Below are 20,079 nucleotides of genomic sequence, written 5' to 3' on the forward strand. Positions count from 1 at the left end.
CGTGGTGGGACGACTGTGTTTGTGAGAGGTGGAAATATGTTCAAGAAGCTTTCGATCGCGGCTGTCGCCGCACTGACCCTGGCGGCAGCAGGCTGCACGACCGAAGATCGCTACACCGCAGGCGGTGCGGCGCTCGGCGGCCTCGGCGGCGCGGCGATCGGAGCGGGCGTGAGCGGCAATGCCGAAGGCGCGCTGATTGGCGGCGCGATCGGCGCGGCCGGTGGCGCCATCGCGGGTAACGTGATTGGCCGCTCCCAGGAGCGCGAAGGTTACTGCCGCTATTCGGACGGTAACATCTACCGCTGCCCGGACGGCTATTGATTTCATCGGGTCTCGCGACCCGCTGACGAGAATGACGGTCGTCGAGCTTGCGCTCGGCGGCCGTTTTTCGTTTGGGTGCACGGACAGCTATTCGCGGATCAGGGGAATCTGGCTCACATGACGAAGGATTGCCGACAGGCACCGGGAAAGCGGCGCGCGCCGGCTCTCATTGCGCGCGGAGCCGCAATGGCCGGCCTGCTGCTCGTCTCGGGATGTTCGGGCACGGGATTGCCGCCGGTCTTCGGCGCGGTGTTCGGACTGGAGGGCGCGGAGGATGCACCCTACCGCGTCGGGCGCCTTCCGGAGGTCGCCGCGGAGCCAGGCGACCGGGTCATCGGCCAGGCCGCCAATGCCGCCGGCCAGTGCATCTATGTGCGCGGCAACAGCAATCTGCGGTTCCGTTCATCCTGCCCGGACGGATACAGGCTCTAACGCTCGCGATCTGCGCCGACCGGGTTCAGTCCGCTTGGCCACGAACGAGCGAAACAAACGCGTCGCGATAGCCGTGCGCGGCTGCATCGAAGCCGAACTCGATCCGCGCCATGCGATCGCCGCGGATGATTTCGAACCCGAAGCGATCCATGGTCGCGATGCGCCATCCGTCTCCCTGGACCCCGGCCGACGCGGCCAGCGTGTCGATGGCGTCGCGGTGGTCGTCGTTCATGTGGTCGCGGGCGCGCATTGCCGTCGCCGCAAGTTCCGGCGCAGGCGGGTCGACGAGGTCGGCCCGTTCGAGGGCGAAGGCGCGGGCAAAGCCGCCATTGAGCGAAGCGGTCTCCGGCTCCAGCCGGATCATCCGGAAATCTGCGAAGGCCGCGTAGAGTGCTGCCTTCGGGTGTCGCGCCAGGAAGCGGTCCCGCAGCGCCTGCCGCTCGGGATCTTCCGCCGCAATGACGCTGGCGGTTGCGAAGACCGTGAGCCGGGGATGGGCGAGGGGATCGCCCTTGCCGGGGCGCGACACCAGCAGCGAGCAGCGCCGGTCGGCGTCGAGCGCCGCGGAATGCAGCGCCAGCGCGGAGACGAGCAGGAGCGGGCGTCCCTCGAAGTCCGTTGCGACGAGAACGAGGCTCGCGGACGGATGTCCGTCCCCGGGTCGCAGCACCGCCAGCATCCCGTCCCGCGCGCCGCGCAGCAGCGAACGTGCCAGCTGCCGGACCGAATCATCCACGTGCTGCAGGACGGATTGCGCGGAATCGCCGGCGCGCGGCGCGGGCGCGGCGTCCCGTTCTGCAGGGGCGGCGGGGGGCTCGGATGGTGCGGTGCGATCGGTCATCCCGGCAGACTAGCCCGGCGCGCGGCGATGCGCATCAGGACGGGCGGCGTTGCATTAAGTCCGGGCACCCCGGTTGGATATCGCCGCCGAGGCACGATATCAGCGCAGAAGCATCAAGCACACGAGCACGGGGCCGAGCCGGGGCGAACGCGCCGGCGTCGTCCGCATGGACCGCTTAATGCCTGGCAAGGCAGCGGCGGATCGGCGGGCGCGGCCAGACCGAAGGAGCCGAGAATGAGCGAAGCGCAGAAGTCGCGCATCCTGACCATCCTGAAAGCGATGGACGCGCCGGACGGCAAGGGCGACGTCGTTTCGCGCGACATGGTCTCCGACATCTTCATCGCCGACGGCAAGGCGTTCTTCTCGCTGTCGGTTCCCACGACGGAAGCGGAGCGCTTCGAGCCGTTCTGCCGCAGCATCGAAAGCGCCGTTGCGGGCGTCGACGGAATTACCAGCGCACTGGTCGCGCTGACCGCCGAACGCCCCGCCGGCTCGACGCCCGAGCGGACGGCGCCGTCCGCCCGTCCGGGGCAGGCGATCCGGCAGGGCGAGGCGCCCTCGTCGCCGGCCCCGCAGCGTCAGCCGTCGCAGAAGCCCGGCATTCCCGGCATTGCCCGCATCGTTGCCGTCGCGTCGGGCAAGGGCGGCGTCGGCAAGTCGACGACCGCAGTCAACCTGGCGCTCGGCTTTGCCGCGGTCGGCATGAAGGTCGGCATTCTCGACGCCGACATCTACGGCCCGTCGATCCCGCGTCTGCTCAATCTGAAAGGCAAGCCGCGCACCTCCGGTGGGCGCACCATGATCCCGCTCGAGGCCTACGGGCTGAAGGCGATGTCCATGGGCTTCCTCGTCGACGAGGAAGTGCCGATGATCTGGCGCGGGCCAATGGTGATGTCGGCGCTGACCCAGATGCTGCGCGAAGTGGAATGGGGCGAGCTGGACATTCTGGTCGTCGACATGCCGCCGGGCACCGGCGACGCCCAGCTCACCATGGCGCAGAACGTGCCTTTGGCCGGGGCAGTCATCGTCTCGACGCCGCAGGACCTGGCCCTGATCGACGCCCGCAAGGGGCTCGCCATGTTCCAGAAGGTCGATGTTCCCGTGCTCGGCATCGTCGAGAACATGAGCTATTTCATCGCACCCGATACCGGCCACCGCTACGACATCTTCGGCCATGGCGGCGCCCGCGACGAGGCCGAGCGGCTGGGCGTGCCGTTCCTCGGCGAGGTGCCGATCGAGATGGCGATCCGCGAGAGCTCCGACAGCGGCCACCCGGTCGTCGCCGGGGATCCGGACGGCCCGCATGCCGCCATCTACAAGGACATCGCCGCGCGCACGCTGGCCCGCCTGGAACTGGGCGCCCATGCGGCGCCGGCTCCCGAGATCGTTTTTGAGTAACTGGTCAAAAATTGCGCTTGCATGATTTTTGCAAAACTTGTGGGATGCCGGCCTCCGCGGACTCTCCGTCCGCATCGCTATTCGGGAGATGTCATCCATGAAGTTTGCAACCCGGCTGCTGGCCGCGACCGCGTTGACCATGGCGCTCGGCTCGGCCGCATCGGCCAAGACGCTCGTCTATTGCTCGGAAGGGTCGCCCGAGGGTTTCGATCCGGCGCTCTACACCGCCGGCACCACCTTCGACGCGGCGTCGCGCACGGTCTATAACCGCCTCGTCGAGTTCAAGCACGGCTCCACCGAGATCGAGCCGGGCCTCGCCGAATCCTGGGAAGTCTCCGAGGACGGCAAGGAATACACCTTCAAGCTGCGCGCCGACGCGCAGTTCCAGACCACCGACTTCTTCACGCCGACCCGGCCGCTCAACGCCGACGACGTGATCTACTCCTTCGAGCGTCAGCTGAAGTCCGACAATCCGTGGAACCAGTATGTGACCGGCGCGAGCTGGGAATATGCCAACGGCATGGGCTTCCCGGACCTGATCGAGTCGATCGAGAAGGTCGATGACCTGACCGTCAAGTTCACGCTGACCCGGCCCGAAGCGCCGTTCCTGGCCGATCTGGCAATGGACTTCGCCTCGATCATGTCGAAGGAATATGCCGACAAGCTGGAAGCTGACGGCAACATGGCCATGCTGAACCAGCAGCCGCTGGGCACCGGTCCGTTCCAGTTCGTCGCCTATCAGCCTGACGCAGTGATCCGCTATGGCGCGCATCCGGACTACTGGGCCGGCAAGCAGCCGATCGACGACCTGGTCTTCGCCATCACCACCGACGCTTCGGTCCGCGCCCAGAAGCTGCTGGCCGGCGAATGCCACATCATGCCGTATCCGAACGCCGCCGACGTTGAGTCGATGCAGGCAAACGAGAACCTGACGGTTCTCGAGCAGGAAGGCCTGAACGTCGCCTATCTCGCCTACAACACCACCCAGGCGCCCTTCGACAAGGTCGAGGTCCGCAAGGCACTGAACAAGGCGGTCAACAAGCAGGCGATCGTCGACGCCGTGTTCCAGGGCGCCGCCACCGTCGCCAAGAACCCGATCCCGCCGACGATGTGGTCCTATGACGACACCATTGAGGACGACACCTACGATCCGGAAGCCGCCAAGAAGATGCTTGAGGAGGCCGGCGTCACCGATCTCTCCATGAAGCTCTGGGCGATGCCGGTGAGCCGTCCCTACATGCTCAACGCGCGCCGCGCGGCCGAGCTGATGCAGGCCGATCTGCAGAAGGTCGGCGTGACGTCGGAGATCGTCTCCTACGAGTGGGGCGAGTATCTGGACAAGTCGAAGGCCGCGGACCGCGACGGTGCCGTGATGCTCGGCTGGACCGGTGACAATGGCGACCCGGACAACTTCCTCGACACGCTGCTCGGCTGCGATGCCGTCGGCGGCAACAACCGCGCCCAGTGGTGCAACGAGGAGTTCGATTCGCTGGTCAGCAAGGCCAAGGAAACCTCGGACCAGGCCGAACGCGTCGAGCTCTACAAGCAGGCGCAGAAGGTCTTCAAGGAAGAGGCGCCCTGGATGACCATCGACCATTCGACGGTGTTCATGCCGATGCAGAAGTCGGTCCAGAACTTCGTCCAGGACCCGCTCGGCTATCACCGCTTCGACGGCGTCGACATCGCCGAATAACTTCGGCGCGACATTGCGAGCATGGAACGGGGCGGCATCGAGCCGCCCCGTTTGCGTTGTGCGCCTGGCATCCGTCGCCGATGCCGGGGCAAAACGCTAAGCGGTTGAAAAGACGCAGAACTCCTGCCTTTTCCGGGTTCGCTTTGGTGCCGCGATGGTGTAGGACGCTGCCGCGAGACCGCTACCGGCCTCACCCAAAACATGCGACAAGCCAATATGCAGCGCTTTCTTCTCTCCCGCCTACTGGTCCTGATCCCGACCTTCATCGGTGTCTCGATCGTCGCCTTCGCCTTCATCCGGCTTCTGCCGGGCGATCCCGTGGCGCTGATGGCCGGCGAGCGGGTCATGGACCCGGAGCGCCACGCGGCGATCATGCAGCAGCTCGGCTACGATCGGCCGCTCTTCGTCCAGTATTTCGACTATCTGTTCGGCCTGTTCCAGGGCGATTTCGGCACCTCCATCGTCACCAAGCGCGGCGTGGCCGGCGAGTTCTTCACGCTGTTCCCGGCGACGCTCGAACTGTCGTTCTGCGCCATCGTGATCGCCATCTGCCTCGGCATTCCGGCCGGCGTGATCGCGGCGGTGAAGCGGGGATCCTGGTTCGACCAGAGCGTCATGGGCGCGGCGCTCGTCGGCTATTCCATGCCGATCTTCTGGTGGGGCCTGCTGCTGATCATCCTGTTCTCCGGCACCCTGCAGTGGACGCCGGTCTCCGGCCGCATCTCGCTGCTCTACTATTTCCCCGCCGAGACCGGCTTCATGCTGATCGATTCGCTGCTGTCGGGTCAGAAGGGCGCCTTCACCTCGGCGCTGTCGCATCTCGTCCTGCCGTCGATCGTCCTTGCGACGATCCCGCTCGCGGTCATCGCCCGGCAGACCCGGTCGGCCATGCTGGAGGTTCTCGGCGAGGACTATGTCCGCACCGCCCGTGCCAAGGGCCTCGCCCGCAAGCGCGTCGTCGGTGTCCATGCACTGCGCAACGCCCTGATCCCGGTCGTCACCACCATCGGCCTGCAGGTCGGCGTGCTCATGGCCGGCGCGATCCTCACCGAGACGATCTTTTCGTGGCCCGGCATCGGCAAGTGGATGGTCGACAGCGTCTTCCGGCGCGACTACCCGGTCGTCCAGGGCGGCCTGTTGCTGATCGCCATGATGATCATGCTCGTCAATCTGATCGTCGATCTCCTGTACGGCGTCATCAATCCCCGCGTTCGGGCGAAGTAGGAGGCGAGCGATGAGCCATATCGAAGCCCAGGAAGCCGCCGAAGGCGTTGGCACCGATATTCCGGACCGCAAGCCGGCCAAGAGCGTGCGCCGGCAGATGCTGGCCGAGTTCTGGTTCTATTTCTCCGAGAACAAGGGCGCGGTGGTCGGCCTCGTCGTGTTCCTGACGATCGTCTTCATCGCCCTGGCGGCGCCGCTGCTGGCGCCGCATTCGGCCGTTCTGACGAACTCCAACGCGCAGCTGCTGCCGCCGGCCTGGCAGGAGGGCGGCCAGTGGGCCTATTTCCTCGGCACCGACGCCATCGGGCGCGATATCCTCTCGCGGCTGATCTACGGCTCGCGCTATTCGCTGTTCATCGGCGTCGTGGTCGTCGTCATCGCGGTGAGTGTCGGCATCGCCGTCGGCCTGATCGCCGGCTATGTCGGCGGCTGGGTCGACACGGTGATCATGCGGGTGATGGACATCATCCTCGCCTTTCCCTCGCTGTTGCTGGCGCTGGTTCTCGTGGCGGTGCTCGGGCCGGGCCTGACCAATGCGATGATCGCCATCTCGCTCGTCCTCCAGCCGCATTTCGTCCGCCTGACGCGCGCCTCGGTCCTCGCCGAGAAGCAGCGCGAATACGTCACTGCCGCCCGCGTCGTCGGCGCCGGACCGCTGCGGCTGATGCTGGTGACGATCCTGCCCAATTGTCTCGGACCGCTGATCGTCCAGGCGACCTTGTCCTTCTCCAACGCCATCCTCGACGCAGCGGCGCTGGGCTTCCTCGGCATGGGCGCGCAGCCGCCGACGCCGGAATGGGGCACCATGCTGGCGGAGGCACGCGAGTTCATCCTGCGCGCCTGGTGGGTCGTGACCTTCCCGGGCCTCGCCATCCTGATCACGGTGCTCGCGATCAACCTCGTCGGCGACGGCCTGCGCGATGCGCTGGACCCGAAGATGAAGCGAAGCTGACAGCCATGCCCCTGCTTTCCATCCGAAATCTGTCGGTGACCTTCGACACCGCCTCCGGTCCATTCAAGGCGGTCGATGGCATCGACCTCGTCATCGATTCCGGCGAAGTGCTCGGCATCGTCGGCGAGTCCGGTTCCGGCAAGTCCGTGGCCATGCTCGGCCTGATGGGCCTGCTGCCGCCGTCGGCGACCGTGACCGCCGACGAGATCTCCTTCGAGGGGCGCGACATGCAGGCGATGACGGCCCGCGAGCGCCGCAAGATCATCGGCCGCGACATCGCGATGATCTTCCAGGAGCCGGTGGCCAGCCTCAATCCGTGCTTCAATGTCGGCTACCAGATCAAGGAAGCGCTGAAGGCGCATACCGATCTCGACCGCAAGGCGCGGCAGGCGCGGGCCGTCGAACTGCTGCAGCTCGTCGGCATTCCCGAACCCGAGCGGCGGCTGACGGCCTTCCCGCACCAGCTGTCGGGCGGCATGAGTCAGCGCGTGATGATCGCCATGGCCACCGCCTGCAATCCCAAGCTGCTGATCGCCGACGAGCCGACCACCGCGCTCGACGTCACCATCCAGGCGCAGATCCTCGATCTCCTGCTCGACCTGCAGAAGCAGCACGGCATGGCGATGATCCTGATCACCCATGACATGGGCGTCATCGCGGAAACCGCCGAGCGGGTGGTGGTGCAATATGCCGGCCAGCAGGTCGAGCGTCAGCCGGTGGCGACCCTCTTCGACGAACCGCATCACCCCTATACGGCGGCCCTTCTCTCGGCGATTCCCGAGCGGGCGACGGGCACGCGCCTGCCGACCATTCCGGGCGTGGTGCCGGGGCAAGGCGACCGGCCGGATGGCTGCCTGTTCAATCCGCGCTGCCCGAAGGCCGACGACGTCTGCCGCACGGTCGTGCCGCCGCGCCAGCCGCCGGTGCTGGGCGAGGCGCTCTGCCATTATCCGCTGGGCGCCGATCCGCGCGCGCCGGGCGACGTGCCGGCGGGCTTCGGCCCGGATGGTGGCTTCCAGGAAGGGGCGGGCCGCCCCGCCGATATCGCAACGGATCTGCGGGGAGACGCACGATGACCGCAATCGTCACCGCGACCGATCTCAGCCAGTCCTACGAGGTCCGGCGCGGCATGTTCCAGAAGCCGCTCGACCTGCGGGCGGTGAAGGAGGCCAATTTCGTCGTCGAGGAGGGGGAGACCCTCGCCATCGTCGGCGAATCCGGCTGCGGCAAGTCCACCCTCGCGCGCATGCTGACGATGATCGAGACCCCGTCCGAGGGCGTGCTCGACATCGACGGCGTCCGCGTGTCCGGCAAGGACAAGGGCGACGTCAAGAAGCTCCGCTCCACCGTGCAGATCGTCTTCCAGAACCCCTATGGCGCGCTCAATCCGCGCCAGAAGGTCGGAACGATCATCGAGGAGCCGCTGAAGATCAACACCAATTTGTCGTCGGCCGAGCGGCGCCGGAAGGCCGAGGCGGCCCTTGCCGAGGTGGGGCTGCGTCCGGAGCATTACGCCCGCTATCCGCACATGTTCTCCGGTGGCCAGCGTCAGCGCATCGCGATCGCCCGGGCGATCATCCTGGAGCCGAAGATCCTCGTCCTCGACGAGCCGGTCTCGGCCCTCGACGTGTCGATCCAGGCGCAGATCCTGAACCTCCTGGCCGATCTGCAGGAGCGGCTCGGCCTGACCTACATCTTCATCAGCCACGATCTGTCGGTGGTTCGGCACGTCGCCGACCGGGTGATGGTCATGTATCTCGGCCGTCCGGTCGAGATCGCGCCGGTCGACGCGCTCTACGCCAACCCGCTGCACCCCTATACGCGCGCGCTGCTGTCGGCGACGCCGGCGACGCGGCCGAGCGACCGCGGTGAGCGTATCCGCCTGTCCGGCGAATTGCCGTCGCCTTTCGACCCGCCGCCGGGCTGTTCGTTCAACCCGCGCTGTCCCTATGCCAACGAGCGCTGCCGCTCCGAGCTGCCGGTGCTGACCCAGCATGGCGAGACCAAGGTCGCCTGTTTCGCGGTCGACGAAGGCCGGCTTCCGCCGCCCTGATCGGGCGGGGCGGGGCAGGAACCTGCCGATCCGTTTCCGTGATGCTGAGCAGGCCGGTGATCAGCCGGCCTGATGCCGCTCCAGCGCGTCGACGATGTCCTGCGGGCCGATCTGGCCGAGGATTTCGCCCTTGCGCGCGACCACCACGGTGCCCTTGCCCTGGCTCACGGCGGACATGACCTTCTGCAGCGGCGTGCCGGGTTCGGCCATCTGCGCGACATTGGCGGGGCTGGCCTCGCCCGTGCGGTCGTAGGGCTTCATCACGTCGGCCGCCGTCAGGACGTTGAGCGGGTTCATGTGGGCGACGAAGTCGGCGACATAGTCGTCGGCCGGGCGCAGCACGATGTCCTGCGCGGTGCCGACCTGGACGATGCGGCCGCCTTCCATGATCGCGATCCGATTGCCGATCTTGAACGCCTCGTCGAGATCGTGGCTGACGAAGATGATGGTCTTCTTCAACCGCTGCTGGATTTCCAGAAGCTCGTCCTGAAGCCGCGAACGGATCAGCGGATCGAGGGCCGAGAACGGCTCGTCCATCAGGAGGATCGGCGCGTTGGTGGCGAAGGCGCGGGCAAGGCCGACGCGTTGCTGCATGCCGCCGGACAGTTCGCCAACGCGGCTGTCCACCCAGTCGCCGAGGCCGACGAGCTCGAGCTGCTCGACGACGCGCTCGCGGCGCTGGCTGCGCGGCACGCCGGAAAACTCCAGCCCGAGGCCGACATTGTCGGCCACCGTGCGCCAGGGCAGCAGGGCGAATTGCTGGAACACCATCGCCACTTCGTGGCGGCGCAGATCCCGTAGCCGCTTGGCGCCGCAATCCTTGGGGTCGACGATGCCCTTGCCCGTATCGATCAGCACCTTGCCGCGGGTGATCGGGGCGAGGCCGTTGACCGCCCGCAGAAGTGTCGACTTGCCGGATCCCGACAGGCCCATCAGCACGGCGATCTCGCCCTCCTGGATGTCGAGGGAGGCATCGGCAACGCCGAGGGTCACGCCGGTCTCGTCGCGGATCTCGGCCCGGCTCTTGCCGGCATCGACCAGCGGCAGCGCCTGCTCGGGATTGCGACCGAAGACGATCGAGACGTTCTGGAAGGATACGATCGGGCTCATGAACGGCCTTCCTCGTCGATGCGGAAAAAGCGATCGAGGATGATCGCCAGGAGCACGATCGCCAGCCCGGCCTCGAAGCCCTGGCCGATATTGATCGTGTTCAGGGCCCGCAGCACCGGCACGCCGAGGCCCGGTGCGCCGACGAGGGCGGCGATCACCACCATCGACAGGGACAGCATGATGGTCTGGGTCAGCCCGGCCATGATCTGCGGCAGGGCATAGGGGATCTCGATGGTCATCAGGCGCTGCATCGGCGTGGCGCCGAAGGCGTCACCCGCTTCGAGAAGCTGGCGCGGCGTCGAGGCGATGCCGAGGCGCGTCAGCCGGATCGGTGAGGGCAGGGCGAAGATCACCGTCGCCACCAGGCCCGGCACCAGGCCGAGGCCGAACAGGATCAGCGCCGGGATCAGATAGACGAAGGTCGGGATCGTCTGCATCAGGTCGAGGATCGGCCGCAGGATGGCGTAGAGCCATTCGCGCCGGGCCGCCGCCACGCCCACCGGTACGCCGATGAGCATGCAGACGGCGGTCGAGGCCAGCACCAGCGCCAGCGTCTCCGTCGTCTCCTCCCAGAAGCCGAGATTGATGATCAGCAGCAGGCCGGCCACCGTGAAGATGACGATCGGGATCGAGCGCCGTGCGGCATAGGCGATGGCGGCGAAGACCGCGACGACGATCAGCGGATGCGGCCATTGCAGGATGTACAGGATGGCATCGATGAAGGCGCCCAGCCCGTCGCGGATCGCGTCGAAGAAGAACGTGAAATTGGCGGTCAGCCAATCGACGAAGGCTTCGGCGTAATCGCCGATGGGGAGCGGGTGATCTACGAGCCACTGCACGGGCAATAGGGTCCTTCAGGGTCGCGTCACGGCGGATGAGGCGCCGTGACGGCAGGATGTCGGCGCGAGACTGGCCGTTTCGGCCGGGCGTCCGGGATCAGATCGGACGCCTAATGCGGGAGGCAGTCCGGACCACGAGCGGCCCGGCCTGCCAATGCCAGGGAAGGCCGGCGCCGGCCGGCCTTCGTCAGGCGTTCTGCGGCTTACGACAGGCCGAGATAGGCCTTGACCGCCGGCAGGCCATCTTCGCCATCCTTGGTCTTCACGCCCCCGAGCCAGGTTGCGATCTGCTCGGGATTGGCCTTCAGCCATTCCTGGGCCGCCGCTTCCGGCTTCTCGCCATCGTCGAGGATCGCGCCCATCACGGCATTCTCCATCTCCAGCGAGAAGGTGAGGTCGGAGAGCAGCGCCCCGACATTCGGGCACTCTTCGAGATAGCCCTTGCGCACAGTGGTGTGGACCGTGGCGCCGCCGAAGTCGGGGCCGAAGAAATCGTCGCCGCCGGCCAGATACTGCAGGTCGAAGTTCTTGTTCATCGGATGCGGCGCCCAGCCGAGGAAGACGATCGGGTCCTCGGAGCGGGTGGCGCGGGCGACCTGGCTGAGCATGCCCTGCTCGGAGGATTCCACGATGTCGAAGTCGCCGAGATCGAAGGCGTCCTTCTCGATCATGTCGAGGATCAGGCGGTTGCCGTCATTGCCCGGCTCGATGCCGTAGATCTTGCCGTCCAGCTGGTCGGAGAACTTGGCGATGTCGGCGAAGCTCTTGAGCCCCTCGTCGAACAGGTACTGCGGCACCGCCAGCGTGTACTTGGCGCCAGTCAGGTTGGTCTTCACGTCCTCGACCGACCCGTCCTCGAGATAGGGTGCGATGTCGGCCTGCATGGAGGGCATCCAGTTGCCGAGGAAGACGTCGATGTCCTCGTTCTTCATGGAGGCGAAGGTGACCGGCACCGACAGGACCTTGGTGTCGGTGTCATAGCCGAGGCCCTTGAGGATTTCCGTCGTGACGGCGGTCGTCGCCGTGATGTCCGTCCAGCCGACATCGGAGAAGCGAACCGTCGAACAGGACTCCGCTTCCTGGGCGAGCGCCGGGGTGCCGATGAAAGCGGTGCCGAGCATGGCGGCTGCGAACATTCGGGAAAGCTTCATGGGAATCGTCTCCTGGTCGGCAGGCCGGGGACGCTGGGCACGCCCCGCTGCTGCATGAATGTGATGGCGATTGTTATTGCCGCGGTAGCCCGTGAACGCAACAGTTCGCAGGACTTATTGTCGACCAGGGCGACGCCTCGCGCGGCCCCGAACAGCCGGGAATCCCGGGCTTTTGGGTCTGGATGCGGGATCGTCCTTCACACGCCGTTCGGGCATTTTCCGCAATGGCGGGCATGTCTCCTCGCAGCATCAACTGTGCGAATTTGGCACGGTCCGTAGCAAAATAGTGACAGCGTCTTGCGGCGACTTGGGTTACAGTCTGGATATTGCGGTATTGGACGGACGGGGAGCCCGACTTCATCCTCCCTGTTGACGGGCTCGTTCGACACCACAGCCGCGATACCGATCCGAGTGCGGTGTTCCTCCTCCCAACGCCGCCCATCGTGATCATGGAATGAAGAGCCCGGTGCGCCTGCGCCCGGGCTCTTTCCGTTTCAGCCTTCCGGCATCCGCCATGGCCAGCCGGCTTCCTGTCCGGCCGCTGCATCAAGTGCGGCTTATCGCGGGATAGGAAATCCTGACGCGGACAGGCATTGGCATTGGCGCGTCGGGCTGCCTATGGTCGCCTGCGAGGCAGACCAGACAGGGAGAACCGGGCTTGGCCGAGATCAAAACCGACATCGCCATTGCGCGTGCCGCGGCGAAGAAGCCGATCCGCGAGATCGCAGCCAAGCTGGGCATCGCGGAAGAGGACATCGTCCCCTACGGCCACGACAAGGCGAAGATCTCCGCCCCGTTCATCAAGTCGCTGCAGGATCGGCCGGACGGCAAGCTGATCCTCGTCACCGCGATCAATCCGACGCCGGCCGGCGAGGGCAAGACCACCACCACGGTCGGGCTTGGCGACGGCCTCAACCGGATCGGCAAACGCGCTGCGATCTGCATCCGCGAAGCCTCCCTCGGCCCCAATTTCGGCATGAAAGGCGGTGCGGCCGGCGGCGGCTACGCGCAGATCGTGCCGATGGAGGACATGAACCTCCACTTCACCGGCGACTTCCACGCCATCACCACCGCCCACAATCTCCTGTCTGCGATGATCGACAACCACATCTACTGGGGCAACGCCCTGGAGATCGACACCCGCCGCGTGACCTGGCGCCGGGTGATGGACATGAACGACCGGGCGCTGCGCGGCATCGTCGCCTCCCTCGGCGGTGTCGCCAACGGGTACCCGCGCGAGACCGGCTTCGACATCACCGTCGCCTCGGAGGTCATGGCGATCCTGTGCCTGTCCAAGGACCTTGCCGATCTGGAAAAACGCCTGGGCGCGATCATCGTCGGCTACCGCCGCGACAAGAGCGCGGTCTATGCGCGCGACCTGAAGGCGGACGGCGCCATGGCGGTCCTCCTCAAGGACGCCATGCAGCCCAACCTCGTCCAGACGCTGGAGAACAACCCGGCCTTCGTCCATGGCGGCCCTTTCGCCAACATCGCCCATGGCTGCAATTCGGTGGTCGCCACGACGACGGCGCTGAAACTCGCCGACTATGTGGTGACCGAAGCCGGCTTCGGCGCCGATCTCGGTGCCGAGAAGTTCTTCGACATCAAGTGCCGCAAGGCCGGGCTGAAACCGGCGGCGACCGTGATCGTTGCCACCGTCCGGGCGCTGAAGATGAATGGCGGCGTCGCCAAGGACGCGCTCGGGACCGAGGATGTCGAAGCGGTGATGCGCGGCTGCGCCAATCTCGGCCGGCATATCGAGAACATCCGTCAGTTCGGCGTGCCCGCCACCGTGGCGATCAATCATTTCGTCACCGACACGGATGCCGAGATCGAGGCCATCAAGGCCTATGTCGCGGAACTTGGGGAGGAGGCCATCGTCTGTCGCCACTGGGCCGACGGCTCGGCCGGTATCGAGGAGCTGGCGCACCGGGTCGTCGCGCTCGCCGACAGCGGTGCGTCGCAATTCGCGCCACTCTATCCCGACAAGATGAGCCTGTTCGACAAGATCGAGACCGTGGTCAAGCGCATCTATCGCGGCGCCGAGGCGACTGCCGACAAGAGCGTCCGCGACCAGCTCACCGCCTGGGAGGAGGCCGGCTATGGCGACCTGCCGGTCTGCATGGCCAAGACGCAATATTCCTTCTCCACCGACCCGACCCTGCGCGGCGCCCCGGACGGCCACACCGTTCATATCCGCGAAGTGCGCCTGTCCGCCGGGGCCGGCTTCGTCGTCGCCATCTGCGGGGAGATCATGACCATGCCCGGGCTGCCCTCGAAACCGGCTGCCGAGACGATCCGCCTGAATGCCGACGGCGAGGTCGAAGGGCTGTTCTGATCGCCGACAGGGACCGGCCGGTTTCGCGATCGTCCGTCACGACAGCGTTGCCGTCCTTCGCATAGGACGGTAGCCCCATGAGTGGGAACGTAGGCGGCTCGCCCTTTGCGCACGCCCGCACTATTCTCCGGCCGTCCGCAGTCCAGCCATGAGCCTTGCATGTCCGCCATCTCGCTCGCCGCCGTCACCAAACGTTTCGGCGAGACCGCGGCCGTCGACGACGTCTCCCTCGAGATCCGGGCGGGCGAGTTCGTCGCGCTGCTCGGTGCGTCGGGCTGCGGCAAGACGACCCTGCTTCGCCTGATCGCCGGCTTCGACACGCTGTCCGGTGGTGCGATCCGCTTCGATGGGGCGCTGGTGGCGGGCGACGGCCGGCATGTGCCGCCGGAGGACCGCAATGTCGGTATCGTCTTCCAGTCCTATGCGCTCTGGCCGCATATGAGCGTGGCCGAGAATGTCGGCTATCCGCTGCGGGTGCGGGGCCTGAAGGGAACGGCGCGGGCCGGAAAGGTCGCCGAGGCTCTGGCGGCGGTCGACCTGACCGGTTTCGAGGCGCGGCGTCCGGCCGATCTGTCCGGTGGGCAGCGTCAGCGTGTGGCGTTGGCGCGGTGCCTTGCCATGGACCCGGCAGTGGTGCTGCTCGACGAGCCGCTGGCCAATCTCGACGTCAATCTGCGCGCCTCGATGGAAGACACTTTCCGCGAATTCCACCAGCGCACTGGCGCGACCATGGTCTATGTCACCCACGACCAGGCCGAGGCGATGGCCATGGCCGACCGTGTGGCGGTGATGGAGGCGGGTAGGATCCTGCAGGTCGCGGACCCGGTGACGCTGTATGCCGAGCCGGGCTCGCAGCAGGTGGCCCGGTTCGTCGGCAACGGCCAGATCGTCGATGGCCGCATCCTGCGCGGGCTCGGGCCGGACCGCATCGCCGTCCAGCTGTTCGGCAGCGAGGTGGCGGTGCGGTGCCAGCCGGACGCCATGCCGGCGACCGGCACCACTGCACGTCTGTGCCTGCGGCCCGAACATCTGGAGCCGACCGAGGGCGCCGGCTTTGCCGCGACCGTCCGCAAGGCAACCTTCAAGGGCTCGCATGTGATCCTCGACGTGTCGCCGGAGGCAGCGCCCGAGACCGTGCTGCCGGTCTGGGCTCCGCATCTGGCGGCCATCGGCAGCACGATCCGGGTCAGGGCGAAGGATGGCTGGCTGCTGCCGTCCGGTCACAAGTCTGCGGTGAAGCCGGCACGCGCGGCCTGACCCGGCGGTCGGCTGGTCAGTCGGTCCAGGGCAGGACGCCGCGCGGCAGGCGCCGCGCAAACAGCGCCGTCACGCCCATGATCGCGACAATGGCCACCACCGTGACCACCGCCACTGCCGAGGCCAGCACCGTTGCGCCGGAATCGTCGAGATTGAAGACCACGACGCCGAGCGTCTCGTTGCCCGCCGACCACAACAGCGCCGAGACGGTCAGTTCGTTGAAGCTGGTCATGAAGGTGAGGATCGCGCCCGCCGCCGCGGCCGGCGCGAGCAGCGGGAAGACCACCGTGCGCAGCCGGAACAGATAGCGTGCGCCGGTCATGCGCGCAGCTTCCTCCAATGCCCGGTCCACCTGCTGCACCGCCCCCACGACGGGGCGCAGCGACAGGGTCAGGAAGCGCGCCAGATAGGCGAAGAAGATGATCCAGATCGTGTTGTAGAGGCTGATGCCGAGCACCGGCAGCGGCATGATGAAGATCAGGATCGCGGCGATGCCGAGCACGATGCCGGGCAGGGCGTAGGGCAGTTCCGCCATCATCGCCAGGGCATCCAGAAGCCGGCTCTTGCGCCACACGACGAAGGCCGCGAAGGGCACGCAGACCGCGACGAGGAACAGCGAGGTGCCGGCCGCCAGAAGGAACGAGTTGCGGAAGGCGCGCACGGTGGAATCCTGCCGGAACAGCACCTCGGCGTAGTTGGACAAAGTCACCGTCTGGCCGGTCAGCGGCACGCCATAGGCGGTGACCAGCGAGGTCGCGAGGAGCGCGATCAGCGGCACCACCAGAATGGCGACGATGATCGCCCAGGCGAGCGCCTCGGTCGGTCCGCGCCAGCGGCCGAGGGCATAGCGCAGGGCCTGCGCGGGCGCGCCGACGGTGCGATAGTCGCGCTTGCCGATGACCAGCGCCTGCACCGCGAAGCCCACGAAGGCGAGGGCGCCGACGACGATCGACAGCACCGCGACCTGCGAGATGATCGACGGGCCGAAGCTCGCCAGCCGCTGATAGATCAGGGTCGGCAGAACGGTGTAGCCGGCCGGAATGCCGAGCAGCGCCGGAATGCCGAAATTGCCGACCGCCGAGACGAAGGCGAGGGCGCCGCCGGCGACCAGCGGCGGGGTCATCATCGGCAGGACGATGGTCGCCATCACCCGCAGCCGGCCGGCGCCGCAGGCGCGTGCTGCCTCGATCATCTCGCGCGGCAGGCCGCGCAGGCCGGCGCGCACGGCGAGAAACACCAGTGGCGCATGCTGGATGCCGAGTAGCAGGACGATGCCGCCGGGGCTGTAGATCGGGTTTGGCGAGCCGAGCGGCGGCGCCAGGCCCAGCGTGATCAGGAGCGGGCTCGCCGGCCCGAACAATTGCGCCCAGGACAGCGCCGTCACCTGCGGCGGGATCATCAGCGGCAGCAGGAAGCAGAACACCAGCGCCGCCTTGGCGCGGATATCTGTGAGGGCGACGATCAGCGCGAAGAGCGTGCCGAGGACGAGCGAAATCGCCGTGCCGAGCGTGGCCGTGACCAGCGAATGCCAGGCCGCCGTCCAGGTGGAACCGGCGGTGAGCACGGTACGGATATTGGCAAGGTCGGGCGTGCCGCCGGGCGCGAAGGCCTCGACGACGAGCCGCGTGACCGGCAGGACGCTGACGAGGCCGACGAAAACGACGAGAACGGCGAGAGTGATGCTCTCGCCGTTCCAGCGTCTGGCAATGGAAGTGATGGCGGGCAGAGGTCAGCCGCCGAAGAGTTCGGCGAAGCGCTTCTTGTTCGCCTCCTCGTCGGCGAGCGCCTTGGCCGCATCGAAGGGCATCAGCTTGATCGCGTCGCGGGCCGGGAAGCCGGCAGGCGCCTCGACGCCGTCGCGGGCCGGCAGGTAGCCTTGGCTCGCCGCCAGCTTCTGGCCGTCCTCGCTGAGGACGAAATCGACGAAGGCCTTGGCGGCCTCCGGGTTCTGCGCGGTCTTCAGGATCGCGACCGGTTCGGTGACGGCGGAAACGCCTTCCTCGGGGAAGACGAAGTTGACCGGCGAACCGTTCGCAGCTTCCCGGATCGGCAGGAAGTCGACGATCACGCCATAGGGCTTCTCGCCGCCGGCCACCGCCTTCAGGACGCCGCCATTGCCGCCAGACGCCGTGGCGCCGTTTTCGGCGAGCGCCGCGACATAGTCCCAGCCGAGATCGGGGTTCTGGGTGAGCGTGGCCAGATGCACCAGCGCAGCGCCCGAGGTCAGCGGGCTCGGCATGGTCGTCTGGCCCTGAAGCGCCGGGTCCGCCAGGTCCTTCCACGAGGACGGCGTGGTCTCGGCGCGGGTGTTGTTGACGATGCCGGTGGTGATCAGCTTGGTCGAGAAATAGGTCTTGTCGGTGTCGAACAGGCCGTCCGCGAAGCCGGTCGTGTCGGCATCGGCATGGGGCATCAGCCGGTCGTCGCGCTTCAGGCCTTCCATGGTCACGCTGTCGGCGATGAGCAGCACGTCCGGCTGCGGGTTGCCGGCGGCAAACTCGGCCTGCAGCTTGGCCATGACCTTGGTCGTGCCGTCGCGGACCCATTCCACGTCCACATCGGGATGCTTCGCCTTGAAGGCGTCGACGGTCGCCTGGGCGTCCTCGTTCGGCTGGCTCGTATAGAGCACCAGCTTGCCGGACTGGGCGAAGGCCGTGCCGGAGAGGAGAATGGCGGCGAGAGTGGCGGCGGCGAAGCCGAGGCTGCGGATCATGGCGGTCTCCTCAGATCGTGTTCGGGGTTCGCGGAAAGGTCGGCGCCCCACGGGCAGGGCGACTACAGCGCCACCCGTGACAGGAAGATGACGGGCGGTCCAGCGGACGGTGTTGCGGCAATCAGCTGCGGGAATCCTCGACGATCATCCGGGCGGCCTTTTCGGCGATCATGATCGTCGGCGAGTTGGTGTTGCCGGAGGTAATGGTCGGCATCACCGAGGCGTCGGCGACCCGCAGCCCTTCGATGCCGCGCACCCGCAGCCGTTCGTCGACCACCGCGCCGGTATCGCCGTCCGGGCCCATCTTCGCGGTCCCGACCGGATGGAAGATGGTCGTGCCGAGGTCGCCTGCCGCCACCAGCATGTCATCGTCCGACACGACATGGGCCCCCGGCTTGTATTCTTCCGGCTTGTAGGGCGCGAGCGGCGACTGGGCGACGATCCGGCGTGCCCATTTCAGGCTGTCCACCGCGACCTGCCTGTCCTCGTCCGTGGAGAGATAGTTGGGCGAGATGTCCGGCGTGTCCTCGACCAGAGAGCCTGTCAGGTGGACGCTGCCGCGGCTCGTCGGCCGCAGATTGCAGACGCTGGCGGTGAAGGCCGAGAACGGGTGCAGGCCCTTGCCCCAGTCGTCGAGGGAGAGCGGCTGGAAGTGGAATTCCAGATCGGCGGTGGCCCGGTCCGGGCGCGACTTGACGAAGGCCCCGACCTGGCTGGGCGCCATGGTCATCGGCCCGCGGCGGCGCAGCGCGTAGTCCGCGCCCATCATCGCCCGGCGGAAGAGGTTCTTGTATTCGCTGTTCAGCGTCTTGATGCCGTCGACCTTGTAGATCGGCCGGATCTGCAGATGGTCCTGCAGATTCTCGCCGACCCCGGGCAGATGCCGGACCGGGGCGATGCCGTGCGGCCGCAGGCGGTCGGTGTCGCCGATGCCGGACCGCTCGAGGATCAGCGGCGTGCCGACCGCGCCGGCCGACAGCACGATCTCGCCGGCCGCCTTCGCCTCGAAGGTCTGGCCGTCGCGGCGGTATTGCAGCGAGACGGCGCGCCCGTCCTTGACCGTGACCCGGTCGATCATCATCCCGGTCACGATCTTCAGATTGGGCCGCTTCAGGACCGGCTTGAGGAAGCCGCGCGCCGCGCTCCAGCGTCGCCCGCCCTTCTGGTTGACCTGGAAATAGGCCGAGCCCTCGTTGTCGCCGGTGTTGAAGTCATCGATCTTGGGCACGCCGGCCGCATGCGCCGCGTCCCGGACCCGGTCGAGGATATCCCAGCGAATGCGCGGATGCTCGACCCGCCATTCGCCGCCCGCGCCGTGATACTCGCTCGGACCGTCGGCATGGTCCTCGATCGCCTTGAACAGCGGCAGGACGTCGTCCCAACCCCAGCCTTCGAGGCCGAGCTGGCGCCAATGGTCGTAGTCTGCCGCCTGGCCGCGCATGTAGATCATGGCGTTGATCGCGGACGATCCGCCAAGGGTCTTGCCGCGCGGATAGGAGAGGGCCCGCCCGTTCAGCCCGGCCTGGGCCGACGTCTTGAACATCCAGTCCGAGCGCGGATTGCCGATGGCGAAGAGATAGCCGACCGGGATGTGGAACCAGATCCAGTTGTCCTTGCCGCCTCCCTCCAGAAGCAACACGCGATTGCGCGGATTGGCGGAAAGCCGGTTGGCGAGGACGCAACCGGCCGAACCGGCCCCGGCGACGATATAGTCGAATTCTTCCATGACCTCGCTCTAGCCGAAACTTTCGGCTTGG

Annotated in this window: 17 protein-coding genes; 10 read left to right on the forward strand and 7 right to left on the reverse strand. The window is 67.0% G+C overall.

All coding sequences use genetic code 11. The features are described 5' to 3' along the window. Positions 1–36 precede the first annotated feature (36 nt). Positions 37–321, forward strand: a complete 285-nt coding sequence (locus ACEQX1_RS11265; RefSeq protein ID WP_024350371.1) for a hypothetical protein — start codon at positions 37–39, stop codon at positions 319–321. 186 nt (positions 322–507) lie between these two features. Continuing rightward, on the forward strand, positions 508–753 hold the full coding sequence (locus ACEQX1_RS11270; RefSeq protein WP_370193671.1) for a hypothetical protein: 246 nt from the start codon (positions 508–510) through the stop codon (positions 751–753). A 25-nt stretch (positions 754–778) separates the two neighbouring features. Here the strand turns inward: ACEQX1_RS11270 and ACEQX1_RS11275 are convergent, their stop codons facing one another. Continuing rightward, the gene (locus tag ACEQX1_RS11275; RefSeq protein WP_370196833.1) at positions 779–1,489 is read right to left on the reverse strand and encodes a HugZ family protein; all 711 of its coding nucleotides are present in this window, start codon (positions 1,487–1,489) and stop codon (positions 779–781) included. A gap of 339 nt (positions 1,490–1,828) precedes the next feature. On the opposite strand from ACEQX1_RS11275, the gene ACEQX1_RS11280 reads away from it, so the two are divergent. The 6 genes from ACEQX1_RS11280 (at position 1,829) to ACEQX1_RS11305 (ending at position 8,914) form a co-directional block, all read left to right on the forward strand. Then, positions 1,829–2,992: a P-loop NTPase gene (locus ACEQX1_RS11280; RefSeq protein WP_370196834.1), complete on the forward strand. Its 1,164-nt coding sequence runs from the start codon at positions 1,829–1,831 to the stop codon at positions 2,990–2,992. A 97-nt stretch (positions 2,993–3,089) separates the two neighbouring features. Next, a complete protein-coding gene (locus ACEQX1_RS11285) occupies positions 3,090–4,685 on the forward strand; it encodes an ABC transporter substrate-binding protein (RefSeq protein ID WP_187390473.1) in 1,596 nt (531 codons plus the stop codon). Between the two features lie 216 nt (positions 4,686–4,901). Next, complete coding sequence (locus tag ACEQX1_RS11290) at positions 4,902–5,909, forward strand: ABC transporter permease subunit (RefSeq protein ID WP_009210295.1); 1,008 nt, start codon at positions 4,902–4,904, stop codon at positions 5,907–5,909. A gap of 10 nt (positions 5,910–5,919) precedes the next feature. Continuing rightward, complete coding sequence (locus ACEQX1_RS11295) at positions 5,920–6,861, forward strand: ABC transporter permease subunit (protein ID WP_024350376.1); 942 nt, start codon at positions 5,920–5,922, stop codon at positions 6,859–6,861. Between the two features lie 5 nt (positions 6,862–6,866). Beyond that, complete coding sequence (locus ACEQX1_RS11300) at positions 6,867–7,937, forward strand: ABC transporter ATP-binding protein (protein ID WP_370196835.1); 1,071 nt, start codon at positions 6,867–6,869, stop codon at positions 7,935–7,937. Continuing rightward, a complete protein-coding gene (locus ACEQX1_RS11305; RefSeq protein WP_024350378.1) occupies positions 7,934–8,914 on the forward strand; it encodes a dipeptide ABC transporter ATP-binding protein in 981 nt (326 codons plus the stop codon). Before ACEQX1_RS11300 ends, ACEQX1_RS11305 begins: the two co-directional genes overlap by 4 nt. A gap of 60 nt (positions 8,915–8,974) precedes the next feature. Here ACEQX1_RS11305 and choV read toward each other — a convergent pair whose 3' ends face one another. The 3 genes from choV to ACEQX1_RS11320 all read right to left on the reverse strand — a co-directional run bounded on the left by choV (position 8,975) and on the right by ACEQX1_RS11320 (position 12,014). After that, positions 8,975–10,024: a choline ABC transporter ATP-binding protein gene (gene choV, locus ACEQX1_RS11310; protein WP_230784639.1), complete on the reverse strand. Its 1,050-nt coding sequence runs from the start codon at positions 10,022–10,024 to the stop codon at positions 8,975–8,977. Beyond that, positions 10,021–10,863: a choline ABC transporter permease subunit gene (gene choW, locus ACEQX1_RS11315; protein WP_370193677.1), complete on the reverse strand. Its 843-nt coding sequence runs from the start codon at positions 10,861–10,863 to the stop codon at positions 10,021–10,023. The genes choV and choW overlap by 4 nt, the downstream gene beginning before the upstream one ends. A gap of 203 nt (positions 10,864–11,066) precedes the next feature. Then, positions 11,067–12,014 (reverse strand): choline ABC transporter substrate-binding protein, encoded by a 948-nt coding sequence (locus ACEQX1_RS11320; RefSeq protein ID WP_370196836.1) that lies wholly within the window; start codon positions 12,012–12,014, stop codon positions 11,067–11,069. A 658-nt stretch (positions 12,015–12,672) separates the two neighbouring features. On the opposite strand from ACEQX1_RS11320, the gene ACEQX1_RS11325 reads away from it, so the two are divergent. Further along, positions 12,673–14,352, forward strand: coding sequence for a formate--tetrahydrofolate ligase (locus ACEQX1_RS11325; RefSeq protein ID WP_370196837.1), 1,680 nt, complete (start codon positions 12,673–12,675; stop codon positions 14,350–14,352). Between the two features lie 159 nt (positions 14,353–14,511). Then, positions 14,512–15,609, forward strand: a complete 1,098-nt coding sequence (locus ACEQX1_RS11330; RefSeq protein WP_370193362.1) for an ABC transporter ATP-binding protein — start codon at positions 14,512–14,514, stop codon at positions 15,607–15,609. 16 nt (positions 15,610–15,625) lie between these two features. Here ACEQX1_RS11330 and ACEQX1_RS11335 read toward each other — a convergent pair whose 3' ends face one another. The 3 genes from ACEQX1_RS11335 to ACEQX1_RS11345 form a co-directional block, all read right to left on the reverse strand. Continuing rightward, positions 15,626–17,326, reverse strand: a complete 1,701-nt coding sequence (locus tag ACEQX1_RS11335) for an ABC transporter permease (protein WP_370193364.1) — start codon at positions 17,324–17,326, stop codon at positions 15,626–15,628. Positions 17,327–17,338: 12 nt separating this feature from the next. Continuing rightward, entirely contained in the window at positions 17,339–18,322 is a 984-nt protein-coding gene (locus tag ACEQX1_RS11340) for an ABC transporter substrate-binding protein (RefSeq protein WP_370196838.1), read from the reverse strand. 121 nt (positions 18,323–18,443) lie between these two features. Further along, entirely contained in the window at positions 18,444–20,048 is a 1,605-nt protein-coding gene (locus ACEQX1_RS11345; protein ID WP_370194060.1) for a GMC family oxidoreductase, read from the reverse strand. Between the last annotated feature and the right edge of the window lie 31 nt (positions 20,049–20,079).

It is taken from the genome of Aurantimonas sp., assembly GCF_964217435.1.
Classification (GTDB): domain Bacteria; phylum Pseudomonadota; class Alphaproteobacteria; order Rhizobiales; family Rhizobiaceae; genus Aurantimonas; species Aurantimonas coralicida.

What these genes read in the sequence shown, in the direction of transcription:
- ACEQX1_RS11300 (WP_370196835.1), top strand. Translation starts at nt 6,867, where the DNA reads ATGCCCCTGCTTTCCATCCGAAATCTGTCGGTGACCTTCGACACCGCC.
- ACEQX1_RS11340 (WP_370196838.1), bottom strand. Translation starts at nt 18,322, where the DNA reads ATGATCCGCAGCCTCGGCTTCGCCGCCGCCACTCTCGCCGCCATTCTC.
- ACEQX1_RS11290 (WP_009210295.1), top strand. Translation starts at nt 4,902, where the DNA reads ATGCAGCGCTTTCTTCTCTCCCGCCTACTGGTCCTGATCCCGACCTTC.
- ACEQX1_RS11265 (WP_024350371.1), top strand. Translation starts at nt 37, where the DNA reads ATGTTCAAGAAGCTTTCGATCGCGGCTGTCGCCGCACTGACCCTGGCG.
- ACEQX1_RS11345 (WP_370194060.1), bottom strand. Translation starts at nt 20,048, where the DNA reads ATGGAAGAATTCGACTATATCGTCGCCGGGGCCGGTTCGGCCGGTTGC.
- ACEQX1_RS11285 (WP_187390473.1), top strand. Translation starts at nt 3,090, where the DNA reads ATGAAGTTTGCAACCCGGCTGCTGGCCGCGACCGCGTTGACCATGGCG.
- ACEQX1_RS11295 (WP_024350376.1), top strand. Translation starts at nt 5,920, where the DNA reads ATGAGCCATATCGAAGCCCAGGAAGCCGCCGAAGGCGTTGGCACCGAT.
- choV (WP_230784639.1), bottom strand. Translation starts at nt 10,024, where the DNA reads ATGAGCCCGATCGTATCCTTCCAGAACGTCTCGATCGTCTTCGGTCGC.
- ACEQX1_RS11305 (WP_024350378.1), top strand. Translation starts at nt 7,934, where the DNA reads ATGACCGCAATCGTCACCGCGACCGATCTCAGCCAGTCCTACGAGGTC.
- ACEQX1_RS11320 (WP_370196836.1), bottom strand. Translation starts at nt 12,014, where the DNA reads ATGAAGCTTTCCCGAATGTTCGCAGCCGCCATGCTCGGCACCGCTTTC.
- ACEQX1_RS11330 (WP_370193362.1), top strand. Translation starts at nt 14,512, where the DNA reads ATGTCCGCCATCTCGCTCGCCGCCGTCACCAAACGTTTCGGCGAGACC.
- ACEQX1_RS11280 (WP_370196834.1), top strand. Translation starts at nt 1,829, where the DNA reads ATGAGCGAAGCGCAGAAGTCGCGCATCCTGACCATCCTGAAAGCGATG.
- ACEQX1_RS11270 (WP_370193671.1), top strand. Translation starts at nt 508, where the DNA reads ATGGCCGGCCTGCTGCTCGTCTCGGGATGTTCGGGCACGGGATTGCCG.